The 18,513-nt window shown below is 42.5% G+C and carries 19 protein-coding genes; 13 read left to right on the top strand and 6 right to left on the bottom strand.

From position 1 onward, the window contains the following. Positions 1 to 51 precede the first annotated feature (51 nt). Both DEO27_RS05075 and moaA read right to left on the bottom strand, forming a co-directional pair. Positions 52 to 1,257 carry a molybdopterin molybdotransferase MoeA gene (locus DEO27_RS05075; RefSeq protein ID WP_223818165.1) on the bottom strand — a complete coding sequence of 402 codons (1,206 nt, stop codon included), beginning with the start codon at positions 1,255 to 1,257 and terminating at the stop codon, positions 52 to 54. A 20-nt stretch (positions 1,258 to 1,277) separates the two neighbouring features. After that, a complete protein-coding gene (gene moaA / locus DEO27_RS05070) occupies positions 1,278 to 2,231 on the bottom strand; it encodes a GTP 3',8-cyclase MoaA (RefSeq protein ID WP_262714173.1) in 954 nt (317 codons plus the stop codon). Positions 2,232 to 2,702: 471 nt separating this feature from the next. Between moaA and DEO27_RS05065 the strand changes: the two genes are divergently transcribed. After that, positions 2,703 to 3,293: an NTP transferase domain-containing protein gene (locus tag DEO27_RS05065; RefSeq protein WP_112574130.1), complete on the top strand. Its 591-nt coding sequence runs from the start codon at positions 2,703 to 2,705 to the stop codon at positions 3,291 to 3,293. On the opposite strand, the gene DEO27_RS05060 is transcribed toward DEO27_RS05065, so the two are convergent. Continuing rightward, on the bottom strand, positions 3,294 to 3,737 hold the full coding sequence (locus tag DEO27_RS05060) for a KTSC domain-containing protein (RefSeq protein WP_112574131.1): 444 nt from the start codon (positions 3,735 to 3,737) through the stop codon (positions 3,294 to 3,296). A 274-nt stretch (positions 3,738 to 4,011) separates the two neighbouring features. Between DEO27_RS05060 and DEO27_RS05055 the strand changes: the two genes are divergently transcribed. The 3 genes from DEO27_RS05055 to DEO27_RS05045 all read left to right on the top strand — a co-directional run bounded on the left by DEO27_RS05055 (position 4,012) and on the right by DEO27_RS05045 (position 7,618). After that, positions 4,012 to 4,737 carry an RluA family pseudouridine synthase gene (locus DEO27_RS05055; RefSeq protein ID WP_112574132.1) on the top strand — a complete coding sequence of 242 codons (726 nt, stop codon included), beginning with the start codon at positions 4,012 to 4,014 and terminating at the stop codon, positions 4,735 to 4,737. A gap of 56 nt (positions 4,738 to 4,793) precedes the next feature. Beyond that, a complete protein-coding gene (locus tag DEO27_RS05050) occupies positions 4,794 to 6,272 on the top strand; it encodes a hypothetical protein (protein ID WP_112574133.1) in 1,479 nt (492 codons plus the stop codon). Between the two features lie 335 nt (positions 6,273 to 6,607). Then, a complete protein-coding gene (locus tag DEO27_RS05045) occupies positions 6,608 to 7,618 on the top strand; it encodes a glutamine synthetase beta-grasp domain-containing protein (protein WP_091210736.1) in 1,011 nt (336 codons plus the stop codon). Positions 7,619 to 7,827: 209 nt separating this feature from the next. Here DEO27_RS05045 and DEO27_RS05040 read toward each other — a convergent pair whose 3' ends face one another. The 3 genes from DEO27_RS05040 to DEO27_RS05030 form a co-directional block, all read right to left on the bottom strand. Further along, entirely contained in the window at positions 7,828 to 8,799 is a 972-nt protein-coding gene (locus tag DEO27_RS05040) for a zinc-binding alcohol dehydrogenase family protein (protein ID WP_112574135.1), read from the bottom strand. A gap of 69 nt (positions 8,800 to 8,868) precedes the next feature. Further along, positions 8,869 to 9,453, bottom strand: a complete 585-nt coding sequence (locus DEO27_RS05035; RefSeq protein WP_112574136.1) for a Crp/Fnr family transcriptional regulator — start codon at positions 9,451 to 9,453, stop codon at positions 8,869 to 8,871. Between the two features lie 12 nt (positions 9,454 to 9,465). Continuing rightward, on the bottom strand, positions 9,466 to 9,882 hold the full coding sequence (locus tag DEO27_RS05030) for a gamma-glutamylcyclotransferase (protein WP_112574137.1): 417 nt from the start codon (positions 9,880 to 9,882) through the stop codon (positions 9,466 to 9,468). A gap of 118 nt (positions 9,883 to 10,000) precedes the next feature. Here DEO27_RS05030 and DEO27_RS05025 point away from each other — a divergent pair, with 118 nt between their 5' ends. From DEO27_RS05025 to DEO27_RS04985, 9 genes are all read left to right on the top strand, one after another. Then, entirely contained in the window at positions 10,001 to 11,359 is a 1,359-nt protein-coding gene (locus DEO27_RS05025; protein ID WP_112574138.1) for a glutamine synthetase family protein, read from the top strand. Positions 11,360 to 11,556: 197 nt separating this feature from the next. Next, positions 11,557 to 12,594: a hypothetical protein gene (locus tag DEO27_RS05020; RefSeq protein WP_112574139.1), complete on the top strand. Its 1,038-nt coding sequence runs from the start codon at positions 11,557 to 11,559 to the stop codon at positions 12,592 to 12,594. A 52-nt stretch (positions 12,595 to 12,646) separates the two neighbouring features. Next, positions 12,647 to 13,516 (top strand): HAD-IIA family hydrolase, encoded by an 870-nt coding sequence (locus DEO27_RS05015; RefSeq protein ID WP_112574140.1) that lies wholly within the window; start codon positions 12,647 to 12,649, stop codon positions 13,514 to 13,516. A 297-nt stretch (positions 13,517 to 13,813) separates the two neighbouring features. After that, a complete protein-coding gene (locus DEO27_RS05010; RefSeq protein WP_112574141.1) occupies positions 13,814 to 14,866 on the top strand; it encodes a UDP-glucose--hexose-1-phosphate uridylyltransferase in 1,053 nt (350 codons plus the stop codon). 43 nt (positions 14,867 to 14,909) lie between these two features. Next, complete coding sequence (locus tag DEO27_RS05005; protein WP_112574142.1) at positions 14,910 to 16,076, top strand: aldose epimerase family protein; 1,167 nt, start codon at positions 14,910 to 14,912, stop codon at positions 16,074 to 16,076. Between the two features lie 158 nt (positions 16,077 to 16,234). Continuing rightward, positions 16,235 to 16,720 (top strand): hypothetical protein, encoded by a 486-nt coding sequence (locus DEO27_RS05000; RefSeq protein WP_112574143.1) that lies wholly within the window; start codon positions 16,235 to 16,237, stop codon positions 16,718 to 16,720. Between the two features lie 152 nt (positions 16,721 to 16,872). Continuing rightward, a complete protein-coding gene (locus tag DEO27_RS04995; RefSeq protein ID WP_112574144.1) occupies positions 16,873 to 17,202 on the top strand; it encodes an ArsR/SmtB family transcription factor in 330 nt (109 codons plus the stop codon). 40 nt (positions 17,203 to 17,242) lie between these two features. Beyond that, a complete protein-coding gene (locus DEO27_RS04990) occupies positions 17,243 to 18,076 on the top strand; it encodes an arsenite methyltransferase (protein ID WP_112574145.1) in 834 nt (277 codons plus the stop codon). Between the two features lie 10 nt (positions 18,077 to 18,086). After that, positions 18,087 to 18,512 (top strand): arsenate reductase ArsC, encoded by a 426-nt coding sequence (locus DEO27_RS04985; protein WP_112574146.1) that lies wholly within the window; start codon positions 18,087 to 18,089, stop codon positions 18,510 to 18,512. Position 18,513 lies beyond the last annotated feature (1 nt).

Below are 18,513 nucleotides of genomic sequence, written 5' to 3'. Positions count from 1 at the left end.
GATATTTGCTTGCATATTTTTATCAGATTCCATCAGGGTGATCCCAAAATCCTAAAAATCATGGTTAAACCTCCAAACCTTAAACACTTCTCCCGCTTTAAATTCACTCTTTTCCAGCGGAAGTTCTAAAAAAGCTTCGGTATCTGCTAAGTTAGCAAAATCGCCCGAACCATTTCCCTCAACAGGCATCGCTATCAATTGTCCTTGCCGGTTGCTCTGCAATTTTACCTGCAGATAATATTGTAATGCCGGCTGAAAGGTAAAATCCTTGCCTAATACACCATATAACCGTGCTTTTGCTGGCAGACCAAGCGTGGCACTCAGCCATGTTAAAAAGTAACGATGCAGGCACATAAATGTTGCTACCGGGTTACCCGGAAAGGCAAACACTAACGCGCCGTTGTTATGCCTGCCAAACCAAAAAGGTTTGCCGGGGCGCTGGGCCACTTTATGAAACAGTTTTTCAACTTCAGATTCTTCCAGTGCCTGGGGGATATAATCAAACTTCCCCATCGAAATGCCGCCGCTCAGCAGTAACACATCATAATGCTGCAAGCAATGTTGAATTTTTTCGCGGGTGATGCTCGGCTCATCGGGAATATGTAAAATATCGGCATTAATATGATGTTGTTTCAAAACAGCCTTAACCGTGTAACTGTTTGACTTGCGGATCTGGTATGGCAAAGGTGTTTCATCCACATCCACCAGTTCATCGCCCGATGAAATGATTACCACCCGCGGCATTTTTTTAACAAGCAGATGGGTTTTACCCACCGATGCCGCCACGCTGATGATGGCAGGACTTACCGGCTGACCCGATAGCGCGATAATATCATTTTGCTTTTTATCAACGCCTTGCAAATGCAGATTTTGCCCCCTTTTGACGTCTATAACATTTAAGCTTGCCTGCCCGGCGCTAATCTCCACATCTTCATAACGGATCACCGTATCAACCGAAGCAGGCAATACCGCCCCTGTCATGATCTCAATACATTCGTCAAGTTCATTTATTTCAACAGGTTGGTCACCTGCTGCCTGGGTGGCTTTAATGCGAAAAGTATGGATGCCCTTTTCAATGGCAGCGTGTTTTACTGCAATGCCATCCATGGTTACCCTGTTAAAAGGGGGCAGGTCACGATCTGCTTGCAGGTTCTCGGCCAGTACATAACCCAAGGCTTGTTCAAACGGCAGACTTTGTGTACCGTAGTCCCTTGTTTGTGCCAATACCAGTTTTTCAGCCTCTTCAACCGTTGTCATTTTTATATTGGGTTTTAAAACTATCCGCCAATAGTGGCCATTGATTCATGAATCCCGGTTTTAGCTACACGGGCCCGCTCAGCCTCCCAGCCGTCTGCCGGCCGGTGACTAAAGGCAGTTAACAACGCATCTTGCAGTGCCTCGTCAGAAGCGCCCTTCCGCATCAGATCTTTTAAATTAAGCACACCATCATCATACAAGCAGGTTTTTAACTCGCCCTGTGGTGTTATGCGGATGCGGTTACAGGTACCGCAGAAGGTACGCGAATAAGCGGCTATAATACCTATGCTCCCTTTGTGTCCAGGAATTTGGTAATTATATGAAGTAGAATAAGCCGGATCATCCAGCTTTTTAATTTGAGGGTAGCTGCCTTTTATTTCATCCAGGATCCTAACATAATCCCAGTGCGATCCATCATACACATGGCCATCACCGTTAAAAGGCATTTCTTCAATAAACCTCACGCTAACGGGCAACTCTCTGGCCAGCTCAACCAGCGGTATAATATCCTGTGTATTTTTGCCGTCCATCACCACGGCATTGATCTTCACCTCCATATCGTGGCTCAGCATAGCATCTAAAGAGGCCATTACATTGCTAAACTCATCGCGACGGGTAATGGTAAAAAAGCGATTGGCATCCAGCGTATCTAAGCTCAGGTTTACCGAACGTACACCAATCTTTTTCAATTCGGGAACGTAGGGGGCGGTTAGCACACCATTAGTGGTCAGGCCAAGTTCTTTTAAGCCATTGAGGCCGGAGATACCGGTGAGCAGTTGCACAATATCCTTCCTTACAAAAGGCTCTCCGCCGGTTATACGGATCTTTTCGATGCCCATTTTAACCAGCAAACTGCAGATCTGCAGCATTTCCTCATTGGTCATGAGTTCGGTGCGTGAAAGCCAGTCGAGGCCATGCTCCGGCATGCAGTAAAAACAGCGCAGGTTACACCTGTCTGTCACCGCGAGGCGCATATAACTTATCTTCCGGCCATGGTTATCTGTTAGCAAAATATAGCGCTTTTACTTTGTAAATTTAATCAATTAACAGCCATTAAAACTTTAAGTTTATACGTGGCGAGGGTAAAAGTAAGCATTACGGCGTGGCGGTATGTTTATAAAATGTATTTTTTGTTTTGCGATTTAACAATCAATTTTATCTAAAATTAAACTAACAGGAAAATTAAGCAATCCTCTCCCGTTCACGACCTCCACATAAACCACAAAAAATCAATTTGTTACAAATGAACAGATATAACTAAAACTTTAATTTAATCAATCCCGTATTAAGGCAAGCATCCGCCCGAAAGCAATTATAAAAAGGGAGTCCCCTGAACCCTGGCACATAAGCAAAAAGGACCGGAAGCTGTATGAATTGTAATGCACGATGACTAACCGGGCACTACAGCAATAGTTATACAAATACCTAATGTTAACAGTTAAAAAATGACGGGGATTATTATTCTGGCAGCAGGCTCATCAAGCCGTTTTGGCTCACCTAAACAAAATTTCGTTTACCAGGGTAAAACCCTTTTGCAGCGGGCAATTCAAACCGCACTCACCTGTCTGCACTGCGAAAAAGTTATTGTTGTGCTGGGAGCTAATGAGGAGCTGATCCGTTCAAATATAGATGACCAGGTTGTTCATGTTGCTTACAACCCGCACTGGCAGGAAGGTATGGGTTCATCAATAAAAATTGGCGTACAGGAAATGCTGCGGCTTAAACCCGACATCACTTCGATTATTTTAATGTTATGCGATCAGCCTTTTGTTGATTCATTCCTGATATCCCAGTTAGTTGAGAAAAAAGAAATTAATGATTGTGGCATCATCGCCAGCAGCTATCGCGATGCCTTGGGCGCTCCGGCTTTGTTCGATGCAAAGTATTTCCCCGACCTGCTGAACCTGCAAGGGCACGAGGGGGCAAAAAAAATCATCGAAACACATGCTGATGATGTTTTTATCCTCCCCTTTCCGCTGGGTGCTATTGATATTGATACTGCCGACGATCTGGAACGGCTTAACCAGGCCGGTTAATTAGGCAGAAGCTACCAGTTTATTTACGCTGCGGTATACAAACTCGTTGAAAATATGCCTGCGGGCAAACCTTCCCGGCGAGTCGGCATTGATGAATTTGGTATAAACCGCTCTCGGCACATCAAAATATTCGTACACGTTACCATCCAAAAATGTAACTTTTAGTACCTGTTGTTTGTACTCAAAATCGGCAATGTTTGATAATGTTGTTGTAGCTGTATAATCGGACAGGGTTTGCGCACGGGTTTCGGGAGCTATGCTTACTAAAAAGTGATAAGCTTCGATAATGGTTTTGCTCTTTTCTTCGGCTTCTATCCTGCTCTCATCCTGAAACCTGTCAGGGTGCCAGGTTTTCATCATACTTTTATAAACCGTACGTAATTCGGTTAGCTCCGCGTTTTCAGTTACGTTCAGGAGTTTCCTGTAGTCGACAATTTTTTTCATTATTTATTCTATTTTTTTTATTGTCGATGAAGGGATTACAGGTAAAACTGTCTTTAATACCGTCATGAAAATAACGGCGCGAAGGTACGCTTTTTTAGCACCAAAAAATCACGAAGTTTTATTTATTAATAATGATGATATTATCTAAATATTGGCTAAAACTTCTATTAACAAATCCATTAATTCCTTACCACCCCTGCTACTTTAATTAACATCACGAATGAGTAAAATAGAGTGTCAGCTGTTTAAATTATAAACCGTATTTTTGCGGGCTATGAAGTTTCCAAAATTCGCCGATCTGATACTGTTTGAAAACGATGATATTATAGTTGTTAACAAGCCTCCTTTTATAAGCTCGCTTGATGAACGCGGCGAAGGCAGCAGCGAGATCAGTATGCTCAGGCTGGCTAAGGCTTATTGGGACGATGCGCAGATTTGCCACCGCCTGGATAAGGAAACATCCGGAGCCCTTATTTTTGCCAAAAATCCTGAGGCTTACCGCTCGGTTTCTATGCAGTTTGAAAAACGCAAGGTTAAAAAAGTATACCATGCCGTTATTGACGGTACCCACACCTTCGACAACCTGCTTGTTGACCTACCTATATTAAACGTAGGCAAAGGCAGCGTTACCATCAGCAGACAGGAAGGCAAACGTGCCGAAACCTGGTTTCAATCGTTAAAATATTATAAACATTATACCCTGGTTGAATGCCGCCCGGTAACAGGCCGTATGCACCAGATAAGGATTCACCTGGCTACCCAAAGGGCCTCCATAGCCGGTGACGAAATGTATAAGGGCGAGCCTGTTTTTCTGTCAAAAATAAAACGCAAATACCATTTAGGTAAAGATCAGGAAGAACTGCCTATCATGAAACGCTTTGCCCTGCATGCCTACGAGGTAACGTTTCGTATCAATCCGGAAACTGAAGTTACTATACATGCGCCGTACCCTAAAGATTTTGAAACACTTTTAAAGCTGCTTGATAAATTTGACCTCTAAAATTAAATAGTAGAAAGTGTTTGATATTTACCCACGCCAACGTATTTTTATGCCTAATGGCTTCTCTTGTTAAAAAGTTCTCTCTCTGTATTTTACTGGTGGCGTTTGTTGTAAGCAGTTCAGAAGCCTCATCATACATTTATCTCTCCGAAGACAGTCTGGTTAATTTTATTAAGATAAAAGACAGAAACTTACAGGACAAGAAAATAGTTGATTATATCAAACTCCGCTTTCAGCAGGGACCAGAAAACACCATTCCCGAAGGTAAGACAGAAGTTTACGAAAAACTGGATAAATACCAGGTTGATGACCGGGAAGCTTTAAAATACTTTATCGAAAGTACCGTGCAACGGCGTTTATCCAAGCTCCCCGAAGCCGAAACCGCCATGGTTAAGGCCATTGATCAGGCGTCAAAAGCCAAAGCCGATTTCCTGATCTACTCCTTTATCAGTCACCTTGCTTTCATTCAAACAGACCGCGGCAACCCCATCGGAGCTATATACAGCTACGGACTGGCCCAAAAGCAAGCCTTAAAGCTTAACGAGCCGTTATTACAGGTATACCTTAATATTAATATCTCCGATCTGTACTACAAGCTCAACCTTTATAGTCAGTCGCTCTATTACCTTAACCTGGCATTCCGGATCAAGGAAGAAAATAAGATCAAAGACGATAGGTTTTACACCATCATAAGCTATAACAAGGCCGAAAACTTTTTCAGAAGAAGAAACCTCGATTCGTTGCAGCAGTGCCACAAGGAGTTAATGGGGCCTAATAACAAAAGCTACAAATTATTTACCTATCAAAACCGTACAGCCTACTATATATCTATCCTGAAACACCACTATGCCGAAGCTATAACACAGATTAAAGAGCTTCAGGCCAATAAAAAATACGTACACAACGATCTTGAGAAGCAAAACCTTGCCGATGCGTTTTACCTCAATGGCCAGGCCGATTCGGCAACTACTATCGCCAACCAATTACTTGTCCTGCCCTATTCTGCCAATCACCCGGAAATAAAACATCACCTTTACGAATTACTGGGAAAAATTGCCCGCGACAGGGGTGATTATAAACTGGCAGCCGAAAATTTTGATCTCGCCTTAAAGCAATCAGAAGAAAGCCTTAATAATACTACACAGGTGGGCAACGCGTCGGCGCAGATAAAAATCGACAAAATTGAAAACACTTTTACAGATACTGCCGAAAAATATCGTCGCGAACGTTTGATTTTAATCCTCGTTAGTATCACCACCGTTTTTATGTTTGCTGTTATCGCGTTATTATACCGCAGTGCCAGGCAAAAACGCCATTACGAAAAACTACTGTACGATAACAAAAAAAATGAGCTTGCATTTATTAACTCGCACGAGGTACGCAAGCATCTGACCAATATATTAGGCCTTGTTGAGCTGATGAGTGAAAGCAAGGATAAAAAACAGGAATTTTTACTGGTAGAAAAGCACCTTTACGATTCGGCTAATAAACTTGATGAGGCCATCAAGAACATCTCTGACAAACTGAGCGATTAAACTCAGGCGACAATAAAATTTCCATAACTTAATCATCCGCAGCAAGTTAACCTGTTTAACAAATGCCCCGGCTGTACGGCTCTGCATTCAAATTTACGTTATTGTCAAAAAACACCCTCAATTTATTTCTAAAAATATGAAATTGTTAAAAATGCAGTTTTGAGGTTTCTTTTTTACGTGTTTCCGGCCATAATTAACATGTTATTGAAAAAAAATGTAAAATTTCTTAACATTTGTAATGATTTTTGTAAAAATAATTTAAATTCGCCTTAATAATTATTGAGATTAATACAAAAACTATAATTAGAACCCCAACTTTACAAATTAATTAAAAAATGGCAACAAAACTCGAGTACATTTGGCTTGATGGCTATAAACCAACACAAAGCCTGCGTAGCAAAACAAAAATCGTTAAAGAATTTAGCGGCAAAGTAGAAGATTTAGATAACTGGAGCTTTGATGGTTCTTCAACTGAGCAGGCACCAGGTGGTTCATCAGATTGTATCTTAAAGCCAGTTTTTGTTGTTCCTGATCCACAAAGAAAAAGCGCTTACTTAGTAATGTGCGAAGTATTAAGTGCTGACGGTAAACCACACGAATCAAACGGTCGTGCTACCATCGCTGATGATGATAACGATTTCTGGTTTGGTTTTGAGCAGGAGTACTTCCTGTGGGATCCATCAACCAGCAAACCGCTTGGTTTCCCGGCTGCCGGCTACCCAGCTCCACAAGGCCCTTACTACTGTTCAGTAGGCGCTAAAAACGCTTTCGGTCGCGAAATCGTTGAAGAGCACTTAGACGCGTGTTTAGAAGCAGGCCTAAACGTTGAAGGTATCAACGCTGAGGTTGCTGCAGGTCAGTGGGAATTCCAGATCTTCGCTAAAGGCGCTAAAGAAGCTGGTGACCAGATCTGGGTTGCACGTTATTTATTAGAAAGAATTGGTGAAAAATACGGAGTTGCTATTAACTGGCATTGCAAACCGCTTGGTCAATTAGACTGGAACGGTTCTGGTATGCACGCTAACTTCTCAAATACTACTTTACGTACTGCAAACAGCAAAGAAATTTTCACAGCTATCTGCGAGTCTTTCCGTCCTGCTGTTGCTGAGTGTATCGCAGTTTACGGTGCTGACAACGATCAGCGTTTAACCGGTAAACACGAAACCGCTTCTATCCATGACTTTAGCTATGGTGTATCTGACCGCGGTGCTTCTATCCGTATCCCTCTTTATGCAGTAGATCATAACTGGAGCGGTTACCTGGAAGATCGTCGTCCTAACTCAGCTGCTGATCCATATAAAGTTGCTGCAGTTATCATCAAAACTGTAAAATCAGCTAAGCTTTAATGCCCTGAATAAAATAGTTATTTGTTTTATCCCCCGGTTTTAATAAACCGGGGGATTTTTTATTTATAAATAAAATTGCTATTCCACCCGTCATTGCGAGGTACGAAGCAATCGCGAACTTTACAGGGCAGCCTTGTATAGCTCCTCTGTCTATTGGGGATTGCTTCGTGCCTCGCAATGACGGCTTTTATATATTTTCAAAAAGTTTCTTAGATTGTTACAACGAGGCGTTGCCCGCCAAATACGTCCTGCTCCCACAGTTCGGCTATATCCGCCAATTTAACCGCGATAGTATCAACTTTCAACTTACCTCCGGCGGCAAGCACGAACATCTCCGGCAAAATCTCAGTAAACAGTTCGCCTACCTGTGCTTTTGACCAGGCACCAAGTCCCGACCCAGTTAATTGAAGATCAACACTCCTGAGGTTGGCAGCCGATAACTGTATAAGATCTCCCGACATGCCACCAACAGATACGTATCTTATTTTATTGGTAAATGAGCCATCTCCTTTTATACAGCCCAGTATCATTTCGGCTGTATGCCCCCACAGGTAATCAACAATAATATCAATAGGAGTTTCTGAATGTATTGCACTGATCCGACTTTTAAAACTTTCATCATCCTGTATTACCTGAATTGTTTCATCAGCCCCAAGGGATAGTAATTCATTCAATGATTGCTGGTTTCTGCCGGTCGCAATTATCTTTTTCGCGCCATAGTGCTTTGCTATCTGCACCGCAACACGCCCGGTAAACCCGGTTGCTCCATTAATAAGAACCACATCGCCCGGCTGAATATCAGCTTTAAATTTGAACCCCATAGCAGCGCCAATTACGGCGTTAGGCAGGGCTGCTGCTGTAATATCATCCAGTTCATCAGGCAATTTCACTATCCTGCTTTTGTGAATAGTTGCTTTTTCGGCAAGCATACCACTTACCCCTACACCATAAACTCTTGTACCATCGTCCAGGACACAAACACCATCGCCGCCAATTACCTGGCCGCTTGTAACGGGCGCGTCGCTCGAATAATGATTGCCGGAAGCTCTTACTTTGTCAAAATGCTTAAGTGCTACCGCCTTTACGCTTATTAATATTTCATCGTTATTTTGAACCGCCGGTTCCGGGAAATCTGTATATTGAGGTAACCCTCCCTGTTGATACATTACTGCTGCTTTCATGCTATTTTTTTTAATAACACAAAATTAGCCCGGCCTACAGCGCCAGAACGATAACATATGTTATCAAGTTCAGAAATGCGGTTTACCTTTTGCAAGCTTACTTTTTATACGACTCAAATGCACTTTGCTTACTCCAAGATATGAGGCAATATAATGCTGGGGTACCCGCTGAACAATGTGCGGCCGCTCGCTCAAAAGTAGTTGATAACGCTGCTCAGGAGTATCGCGAATAATAGAAACAAACTCATTAATGTAGTGCATCTGCCGTCGGGCTGTCATTTGCAATATCATTTGGGCGAAGTCGGGCTCATGGCTCAACTCGTCCATTAAACGAAGAACGTGTTGCTTAGGCAGCAGATAAATAACCGAAGGTTCGATAGTTTCGATGGTGAATGTGCTTGGCACATTATTTATAAAACTATCAAAAGAGCTTAACCCTTCATTCTCAAAGAAAAACTGCACTGTTTTATCATCTCCGTTATTATTAAAAAAAGTGCGTACACAGCCTTTTTCAATAAAGATATAGTGCTGGGATATTTTGCCTTCCTCAAGTAAAACAGTTTTAGCCGGGGCTTCTACCCGTTTTTGAAATGGCAGGTATTTGTCCCAATAGGCATTTAACTTCGGAAATCTATCTTTAAAATGGAAAAACATTTTGTTTAATGATTATTTGGCGGCATTGTTTAAGTATAGCATATAATCGCCGCTGATTATTTGGCGATATGTGCTTACAGGCAAGTTGTAAAGATACATCCAGCAATTTTCGGCACCGTTAACAGTGAGAATATTAACCAGTTCTCTTGTATACTCCTGTGGATGGTCATAGGCCTCTCCTATCCCCTCGTAATCGTCAATTATATTTAATATAACTTCCGGTTCATCCATCATAAAAATACCGCCGTGGATAAAAAGAGCTTCTGCATTATTAATCACCGCACCAGGGTATTCCCCAATATCATAAAGCCGACCGTTGACCTTACCTTTGTTTATAAATTTACAATGTTTATTCAGGTAATCTGCAAACTCGTTACCGGGCTGCAGCAATGTGCCGTAAACAAATAAAAACCGATTTGTTATTTCCATATAAATAGCTCAAACAAAGGTAAAAGCAATTGCGTATTAAACGCGTAAAGGCTATTTTTTTATAGTTTAAGCCATAATAGCTATCTTGCCATACCTTAACCGGCCATACTTTTACACCATGAACGCAGAACAGATCAAAGCATATATTGAACAGAATAACATCCAGAAAATAAAATTCGCATTTGCCGATATTGATGGCATTTTGCGGGGTAAGGTTATCCACCCAAAAAAGTTTATTGATGGGTTACAGAGCGGTTACGGTTTTTGCGATGTTGTTTTTGGATGGGACAGCAACGATGTTTGCTATGATAATGTACAGCTAACAGGCTGGCAAAGCGGTTATCCTGATAAACTTTGCCGCATTGATCTTTCAACGCTTCGTAATGTGCCGTGGCAGGATGATATCCCGTTTTTTTTAGCCGATTTCAGCAAGCCCGATGGCGATGACCTGCCGGCATGCCCACGCAGTTTGCTCAAACACATCAAGAAGCAATGTAACGACATGGGTTACCACGCCGAGTTTGCACAGGAATTTGAATGGTTTAATTTTAAAGAGACTCCGCAAACCCTTGCCGATAAAAAATTCACCAACATTGAACCGCTTACACCCGGCATGTTCGGTTATTCGATACTGCGCACATCCGAAAACAGCGACTTTTACTACGACCTGTTTAACCTGCTTACCAAATTCAATATCCCGATAGAAGGTCTGCATACCGAAACCGGTCCGGGGGTATACGAAGCAGCTATATTGCATGACGAAGTTTTAGTTGCCGCTGATAAGGCGACCCTATTTAAAACCGCAGTTAAGGAGATTGCCTATAAACACGGCATTATGGCGTCGTTTATGGCTAAGTGGACAGAAACCCTGCCAGGCTGCAGCGGTCACATCCATCAAAGCCTGTGGACTGCCGACCAATCAAAAAACCTGTTTTACGATGCTAATGATGTAAATAAAATGAGCGATCTGCATAAGCAATATCTTGCCGGTCAGCTTTATTGCATGCCTCATTTACTGCCTATGTATGCGCCAACCATTAACAGCTACAAACGCCTTGTAGAAGGCGCCTGGGCCCCCACTACTATTACATGGGGTGTTGAAAACCGTACTACAGCCATCCGGATCATTAACACCACCGAAAACTATACCCGCCTGGAAACCCGCATCCCGGGATCGGATACCAACCCATACCTGGCTATGGCCGCGGCACTGGCATCAGGCCTGTATGGTATTAAAAACAAACTGGAATTAAATATTGAGCCAACCGTAGGCAACGGCTACCAGGATAAACGCAATGGTGTACTTTGGCCTAACCTTCACGCGGCCGCAACAGCCATGCAAAACTCAGATATTGCCAAAGAGCTTTTCGGCGAAGGCTTTGTTGACCACTTCACCCAAACCCGCCTGTGGGAATACCGCCAGTTTGCCAAAAGCGTAACTGATTGGGAATTGAAAAGGTATTTTGAGATTATCTGACTTCTTTTTCATGTCATTGCGAGGAACGAAGCAATCGCACGGGAGCAAAGCGGCCCTGTATAGCATGCGATTGCTTCGTACCTCGCAATGACGCTTTTAATTGTATAGTCCCCAACAAACAAATTATAATATATTTGTACCCTTAATTATAAACCGAATGCTGCCATTGGCGTAACTTTGCCGGCAGATATATACAAATGGACTATTCTTTTATTATCCGCAAGGCCTGGGAGGGGTATGACGCGTCAAAAACTATCCGCGATATTGAAGATATCAGCGCCATGGTTTCAACCAATCATGTGTACCGTATTACGTTCGACGACGACGATATAATCATAGCCAAACTATCATACTTTGGCATATTTGAGCACTTTAAAGAAGACCACCGCATTATCCAAACACTGGCAATTAACCTGCTTTATCCGTTTGAGAACTTCCTGGCACGTTCTTTACAAAAAAACAACCGGGTATACATTTATCATCATAAACATGGTAAAACCGACGCCTGGGTGGTATTTTATAATCCTACACGCATATTACAGCGTCTTCCGCGCCGGTTGGAAGAAAACCATATTAAAAAACTTGGTCAACAGGTGGGTAAATTTCACAAGGCCTGTTCAAGGGTGAAAAATGTATTGCCTAAATCATCAAAAACTTTACGTACCGATATTTCGGCATTATTACAGCAAATTGAGGCTGATCCTAAACAGTTTGGCACCGGCATGCAGGCCGATTTCCTGAAATATCATTGCGAAACTTTCCTGAAGAACCGCTCTAAATACAACATGAGCTCATTTGAGATCATCCCCGTATTTATCGATTGGAACATCGGCAATTTTTCGGTAACGCCAAACCTGGAACTGTACTCGCGCTGGGATTATGACTGGTTCAGGATGAGTTACCGCCTGCTTGATTTCTATTTCTTTAGCCGCGTAGTATCTGATATTGGCGACCGTACCGTGTTCAGTTATGTGATCAACACCATGATGGAAGACCGTTTTATCATGTTTTTGAAGGAATACCACAAGGTAAACCCGCTGACTGCAGATGAGATAAGGTTTTTGAAGGAAGCTTACCGCTTTTTTATCCTGAATTATGTAATTAAAGACGGCAAGCACTTTTTTAACGAACAATACGCCAAAAAACTACAGGCTGAAGCATTTGATATCTATTTACCATCTGTGGACAGGGATTTTGATGCTGAAAAAATCATTGAGGCTTTAAAATTAAAATAGGTTAGCTATCTTTCGGGCTCATTTTATTGCAGAACCCTAAAAACAGACAAGCATGACCAGAATAGACAGCTTTAAATCCATAATTGATAAATACGAAGTTGTTTTTTTTGATGCTTTTGGGGTTCTGAAAAATTATGGTGGCCTGCTTCCTGGTATTGAAAACACTTTTGCTTATCTACAGGAACAAGGCAAGGAGTACTACATAGTAACTAATGATGCATCAAGAAGCCCGGTGCAGCTGGCCGAATCCTATACAAGTAAAGGTTTAATGGCCATAACTCCCGACAGGATCATCTCGTCGGGAATGCTTACCAAAGAGTATCTTGACCTGAAGGTAAATGATGGCATTGTGGCTTACCTTGGCACGCCCGATTCTGCCCATTATATTGATAGCTCGGGTCTGCATACACTACCGATCAGCGAAGTGAATGAAAGCAATATCGACAGGGTTAACGCGCTGGTATTTTTAGATGACGAAGGCTTTGACTGGGGCCGCGACCTGAACAAATCGGTTAACCTGATGCGGAAGCGCACCATCCCGGCTATTGTGGCTAATACAGACCAGGCTTACCCCTTAACTAAGCATGACGTATCCATAGCTATTGGTGGTTTGGCCAGCATGATCGAAAAAATTGTGGGCAAGGCCTTTATCCGTTTCGGTAAACCAGATTCACAGATGTTCATGTTTGCTTATGACCTGCTTCGTGAACGCCGTGCTATCAGCAAAAAGGATATTGTAATGGTTGGCGATACCCTGCAAACTGATATCCTGGGCGGTAATAAATTCGGGTTAGATACTGTATTGGTACTATCCGGAAATACCCAGGCCAAAGACGCCGAAAACCGCATTACCTCAACCGGCATTGTACCAACCTACATCTGCGACTCGGCAGTGGTGGAGCTTGGTGGGTTTGCGTTTTAGACTAATAAACCATGACGGGCATGCCTCACTCCCATGTCATTGCGAAGCGCGGCAATCGCACAGAAGCTTAGTCGCCCTGTATAACATGCGATTGCTTCGTCGTTCCTCCTCGCAATGACACAACGTCATCCCCCCTCTTTTTCTACAAATCCTATCAATCTTTCTACTTTACCTATTTATTTCAAAAAAGCTATTTTAAATGTATGGTTTACATTTATTTTTACCAACTTTGAAATCGCTAAGGTATAACTGTCTACCTTACATGTATTAAGCCAATTATTACCTGATTTTAAACTAATGGACACTAATTTTGATCTGAAAGAGCATCCTCACAGTAGGTTAAACATTTTAACGGGCGACTGGATCCTGGTATCGCCGCATCGTACAAAACGCCCTTGGCAAGGCAAGGTTGAGGCCACACAAGCCGATGACCGCCCGCAATATGATCCGGCCTGTTACCTGTGCCCTACCAACAAACGCGCCGATGGAAGTGAAAACCCTGACTACAAAGGCAGCTTTGTTTTCACCAATGATTATTCATCGCTCTTGCTGAATACGCCTGATGGTGGTTTAAATGAAGATGAACTATTAGTAGCAAACAGCCAGAAAGGTATTTGCCGGGTGATCAGCTTTTCGCCACGCCATGACCTTACCCTGCCACAGATGACCACCAAGGAGATCAGCAAAGTGGTTGATGTATGGCAGTCGGAATTTGAGGACCTTGCCTCTTACCCATGGATCAAACATATCCAGATCTTTGAAAACAAAGGCGATATCATGGGTTGCAGTAACCCGCATCCGCACGGGCAAATCTGGGCACAAAACAGTCTTCCGGTTGAAGTAGCTAAGGAAACCCAGCAGCAAAAGCTTCATTTTGAGCAAAAAGGCACCAGTCTGTTAGCCGATTACTTTGCACTTGAACTGAAAAAACAAGACCGCATCGTTTTTGAAAACGATCATTTTGTGGTGTTAGTACCGTTTTGGGCGGTGTGGCCGTACGAAACCATGATCATCAGCAAAAGACATGTAACCAGCATTCTTTACTTTACTGAAGAAGAAAAACACGCCCTTGCCGATGCTATAAGGAGACTGACCATCAGGTATGATAATATGTTTGAAACTTCGTTCCCTTATTCGGCAGGTATGCACCAATCGCCGGTTAATTCGGGCGAACATCCATACTGGCACTGGCACATGCACTTTTATCCGCCGCTGTTGCGTTCGGCCACAGTTAAAAAATTCATGGTAGGTTATGAAATGCTGGCAAACCCGCAGCGCGATATTACCGCCGAATTTGCTGCCGAAAAGTTACGCGGTTTAAGTGAGGTGCATTATAAAGAAAGGGGATAATGAAAAAACGCTATTTTTAAACCAAACAATAAACAAGCCATTTATGAGAAACTTAATTAAAGGTATTTCTTTAACAATTTTACCCGCCTGTAGCCTATATTTGGCTGCTTGTAATCAAACTTCAACCTCACAGAAAAACACTACTATGGCGGATAGCACCAAAACTACTGCATCGGCATTCGAAAAAACAATCGATGGAAAACAGACTCATCTGTTCACCCTTAAAAACAAAAACGGCTTAACTGCTACCATCACCAATTATGGCGGCAGGGTGGTAAGCCTGTCGGTGCCTGACAAAAACGGTAAGCTAACCGACGTTGTTTTGGGCTTTGATGATGTAGAAGGTTTTGAAAAATCAACCGAACGTTATTATGGTGCTACTATTGGTCGCTACGGTAACCGTATTGCCAAAGGTCATTTTAAAATTGATGGCAAAGATTACCAGTCGTCAATAAACAATACGCCAAACACGCTGCACGGTGGTAAACATGGTTTCCAGGAGGTGGTTTGGGATGGCAAAATGATTGATTCGTCAACCGTGGAGCTTACCTATCTTTCAAAAGATATGGAAGAAGGTTTCCCGGGTAACCTTACTGTTAAAGTTACTTATAGCCTTACAGATGATAACTCATTTAAATGCCAGTACGAGGCTACAACTGATAAAAAAACAGTTGTTAACCTTACAAACCACGCGTTTTTTAACTTAAATGGCGAAGGTAGCGGTACTATCCTTGATCACGTTGTGCAGATAGATGCTGATAGCTATTTACCGGTTGACGCAGGCCTGATCCCTACCGGCAAACCCGAAAAAGTTGCTGGTACCCCATTTGATTTCACCAAGCCTGAAACCATTGGCAAACGCATTAACGAGGATAACGCTCAGTTAAAAAATGGCAAAGGTTACGATCATAACTTCGTGTTAAACAAACATGACCTGACTACCCCAATCGCTACAGTTATTGGCGATAAAAGCGGTATCAAGATGGAAGTATTTACCGAGGAGCCGGGCTTACAATTTTACAGCGGTAACTTTATGCAGGCTAAAAACGTGATGAAACGCGGTATTAAAGATGAGTACCGTACATCATTCGCTATGGAAACTCAGCACTTCCCTGATTCACCCAATCAACCACAGTTCCCTTCAACAGAATTAAAACCGGGCGATACTTATAAAACTCAATCGCTTTATAAGTTTTCCGTTGTAAAATAATTGAATGCTCCAATATTGAAAGTCCTGCCCCAAAAGGCGGGACTTTTTGTTTTATGTAAATATGATGCGTTTGTTAAGCAGATTTAAAACAAACCTAAACTTTTTAAGGTTAGAAGGTTAATTAATAACAATCTGTTTACCTATCTATAAAAAACATCATGAGTGACAATTCAACCCAACCAGAAGAAAAAGGATTTTTCGAGAAGGTTAAAGAAACAATTGAAAGCCTTTGGGAAGGCACAAAAGACACAGCCGAAGACGTAAAAGAAGCAGCCGAAGAAAATATAGAAGATATAAAAGAAAAAGTAACCGCTAAAAAAGCCACTACTGCCAAAAAAGTAGCAACGGCGAAAACAGCAGCAACAAAAAAAGCTGACGCGGTAACAGCCAAGGCCAAAACAACGGCTTCGGAAGTAAAAGCTAAAGCAGAAACCAAGGCTAAAGCCATCACCACCAAAGCGAAAGATGAGGCAGCAAGTGCTAAGAAAGCCGTAGCTGAAGTAAAAGCCAAGGCAGCAACCAAAGCTAAAGCCATTACCACAAAAGCCAAAACCGAAGCTACAGAGGCTAAAAAAGCCGTAGCATCTAAAACAGCAAAAGCTGCTACTGCAGTTAAAAAGAAAGCTGCAGCAGCGGCCAAGTAACATTACCCATTTCCAGACTTACGAAGTTTCAAAAACTTCGTAAGTCTTCCTCTCTCCTATCCTCAGCTCCTCCTGTCAAGCAAACAATTTCGAAAAATAATTAAGACTGCTATTGACATTAATTTAATTAATCGTAATATTGCAATATAATTATGGGAATTACCAAAACAGAAATATTTACCGACGAGCAGAATAAACTGGCGCTACAGCTTAAGGCTATCGCCCATCCTGCCCGCATTGCTATCCTTCAGCTCATAATAGAAGCAAAGGCGTGTATCTGTGGTGATCTGTCGGCCGAGTTGGGACTGGCCCAGCCTACGGTATCCCAGCATCTTAAAGAGCTCAAGAATGCCGGTTTGATACAGGGTACTATTGAGGGTGTAAGCGTTTGCTATTGCATTGAACCTGAGGCCTGGAAAAACCTGAATAATGAGCTAAACAAATTGTTCTCATCTTACAAAGACATCAATAGCTGCTGCTAAAATTTTTTGATTATATCAATTGTAATATTGCAATAAACAAATGAAAACAAACGAGGAATTAAAAGAATTGGTAAAGCTGAAATACAGCGAAATAGCATTACAGGATAAGGATACCAATCAATCGTCATGCTGTGGTGCAGGCGGCTGCTCCACCGAGGTTTACAACATTATGAGCGAAGATTATACCACGCTACAGGGGTATAACGCTGATGCTGATTTGGGTTTAGGCTGTGGTTTACCCACACAGTTTGCCCAGATAAAAAAAGGCGATACAGTTGTTGACCTTGGCAGCGGCGCGGGTAACGATTGCTTTATTGCCCGTGCTGAAACCGGCGAAACAGGCAAAGTGATTGGCATTGATTTCACGGAAGCGATGATCAGCAAGGCCCGTGAAAACGCGGAAAAGCTTGGTTTTAACAACGTAGAATTTCGGCTGGGCGATATTGAGCATATGCCGGTTACAGCTAATGTAGCCGATGTAATTGTAAGCAACTGTGTTTTGAACCTGGTACCGGATAAAAATGCTGTGATCAAGGATATCTATCGCGTATTAAAACCCGGCGGGCACTTTAGCATTTCGGACATCGTGCTAACCGGCGAGTTACCGGAAAAACTCAGGGCAGCGGCCAAAATGTATGCAGGTTGCGTATCCGGAGCCATTCAAAAAGACGACTATCTGGAGTTCATAAGCAGCAGTGGCTTTGCCAATTTCACAATACAAAAGGAAAAACCCATAGTAATCCCCGACGATATCTTGGCTAATTACCTATCGGCAGATGAAATTACTGATTTCAAAAATAGCGCCGGCGCTATTGTAAGTGTTACTGTTTATGCCGAAAAACCTAAAGCATGCTGTGAACCCGGCTGCTGTTAATCAATAATAAATGAAAAATGTATTAGTATTATGCACAGGCAATAGTTGCCGAAGCCAAATAGCCGAAGGATATTTAAAACATTTTGCCGGCGATAGCGCAAAGATATATAGCGCAGGTATTGAAACACATGGCGTAAACCCCAAAGCCATTAAAACAATGGCAGAGGATGGCATTGATATTTCCGGCCACACATCAAACCATGTTGATGAATATGCCGATATTAAGTTTGATTACGTGATAACTGTTTGTGATAACGCCAAAGAAGCCTGTCCGTTTTTTCCGGGGAATGTAAAACGTTTTCACCATAATTTCCCGGATCCGGCAAAAGCTCGTGGTACCGAAGATGAGGTGATGGATGAGTTTAGAAATGTACGGGAGCAGATCAAAGTATATGCCCGGGAGTTTGTGATGGGCTATTTAACAGAAAGGCCTTAAT

The sequence above is a fragment of the Mucilaginibacter rubeus genome (assembly GCF_003286415.2).
GTDB lineage: Bacteria > Bacteroidota > Bacteroidia > Sphingobacteriales > Sphingobacteriaceae > Mucilaginibacter > Mucilaginibacter rubeus_A.
This window is presented reverse-complemented; position numbering and strand designations above follow the sequence as displayed.

Bases quoted from the DNA above. Each gene is read 5' to 3' on its own strand.
- DEO27_RS05075 (WP_223818165.1), bottom strand. From the start codon at position 1,257: ATGACAACGGTTGAAGAGGCTGAAAAACTGGTATTGGCACAAACAAGG.
- moaA (WP_262714173.1), bottom strand. From the start codon at position 2,231: ATGCGCCTCGCGGTGACAGACAGGTGTAACCTGCGCTGTTTTTACTGC.
- DEO27_RS05065 (WP_112574130.1), top strand. From the start codon at position 2,703: ATGACGGGGATTATTATTCTGGCAGCAGGCTCATCAAGCCGTTTTGGC.
- DEO27_RS05060 (WP_112574131.1), bottom strand. From the start codon at position 3,737: ATGAAAAAAATTGTCGACTACAGGAAACTCCTGAACGTAACTGAAAAC.
- DEO27_RS05055 (WP_112574132.1), top strand. From the start codon at position 4,012: ATGAAGTTTCCAAAATTCGCCGATCTGATACTGTTTGAAAACGATGAT.
- DEO27_RS05050 (WP_112574133.1), top strand. From the start codon at position 4,794: ATGGCTTCTCTTGTTAAAAAGTTCTCTCTCTGTATTTTACTGGTGGCG.
- DEO27_RS05045 (WP_091210736.1), top strand. From the start codon at position 6,608: ATGGCAACAAAACTCGAGTACATTTGGCTTGATGGCTATAAACCAACA.
- DEO27_RS05040 (WP_112574135.1), bottom strand. From the start codon at position 8,799: ATGAAAGCAGCAGTAATGTATCAACAGGGAGGGTTACCTCAATATACA.
- DEO27_RS05035 (WP_112574136.1), bottom strand. From the start codon at position 9,453: ATGTTTTTCCATTTTAAAGATAGATTTCCGAAGTTAAATGCCTATTGG.
- DEO27_RS05030 (WP_112574137.1), bottom strand. From the start codon at position 9,882: ATGGAAATAACAAATCGGTTTTTATTTGTTTACGGCACATTGCTGCAG.
- DEO27_RS05025 (WP_112574138.1), top strand. From the start codon at position 10,001: ATGAACGCAGAACAGATCAAAGCATATATTGAACAGAATAACATCCAG.
- DEO27_RS05020 (WP_112574139.1), top strand. From the start codon at position 11,557: ATGGACTATTCTTTTATTATCCGCAAGGCCTGGGAGGGGTATGACGCG.
- DEO27_RS05015 (WP_112574140.1), top strand. From the start codon at position 12,647: ATGACCAGAATAGACAGCTTTAAATCCATAATTGATAAATACGAAGTT.
- DEO27_RS05010 (WP_112574141.1), top strand. From the start codon at position 13,814: ATGGACACTAATTTTGATCTGAAAGAGCATCCTCACAGTAGGTTAAAC.
- DEO27_RS05005 (WP_112574142.1), top strand. From the start codon at position 14,910: ATGAGAAACTTAATTAAAGGTATTTCTTTAACAATTTTACCCGCCTGT.
- DEO27_RS05000 (WP_112574143.1), top strand. From the start codon at position 16,235: ATGAGTGACAATTCAACCCAACCAGAAGAAAAAGGATTTTTCGAGAAG.
- DEO27_RS04995 (WP_112574144.1), top strand. From the start codon at position 16,873: ATGGGAATTACCAAAACAGAAATATTTACCGACGAGCAGAATAAACTG.
- DEO27_RS04990 (WP_112574145.1), top strand. From the start codon at position 17,243: ATGAAAACAAACGAGGAATTAAAAGAATTGGTAAAGCTGAAATACAGC.
- DEO27_RS04985 (WP_112574146.1), top strand. From the start codon at position 18,087: ATGAAAAATGTATTAGTATTATGCACAGGCAATAGTTGCCGAAGCCAA.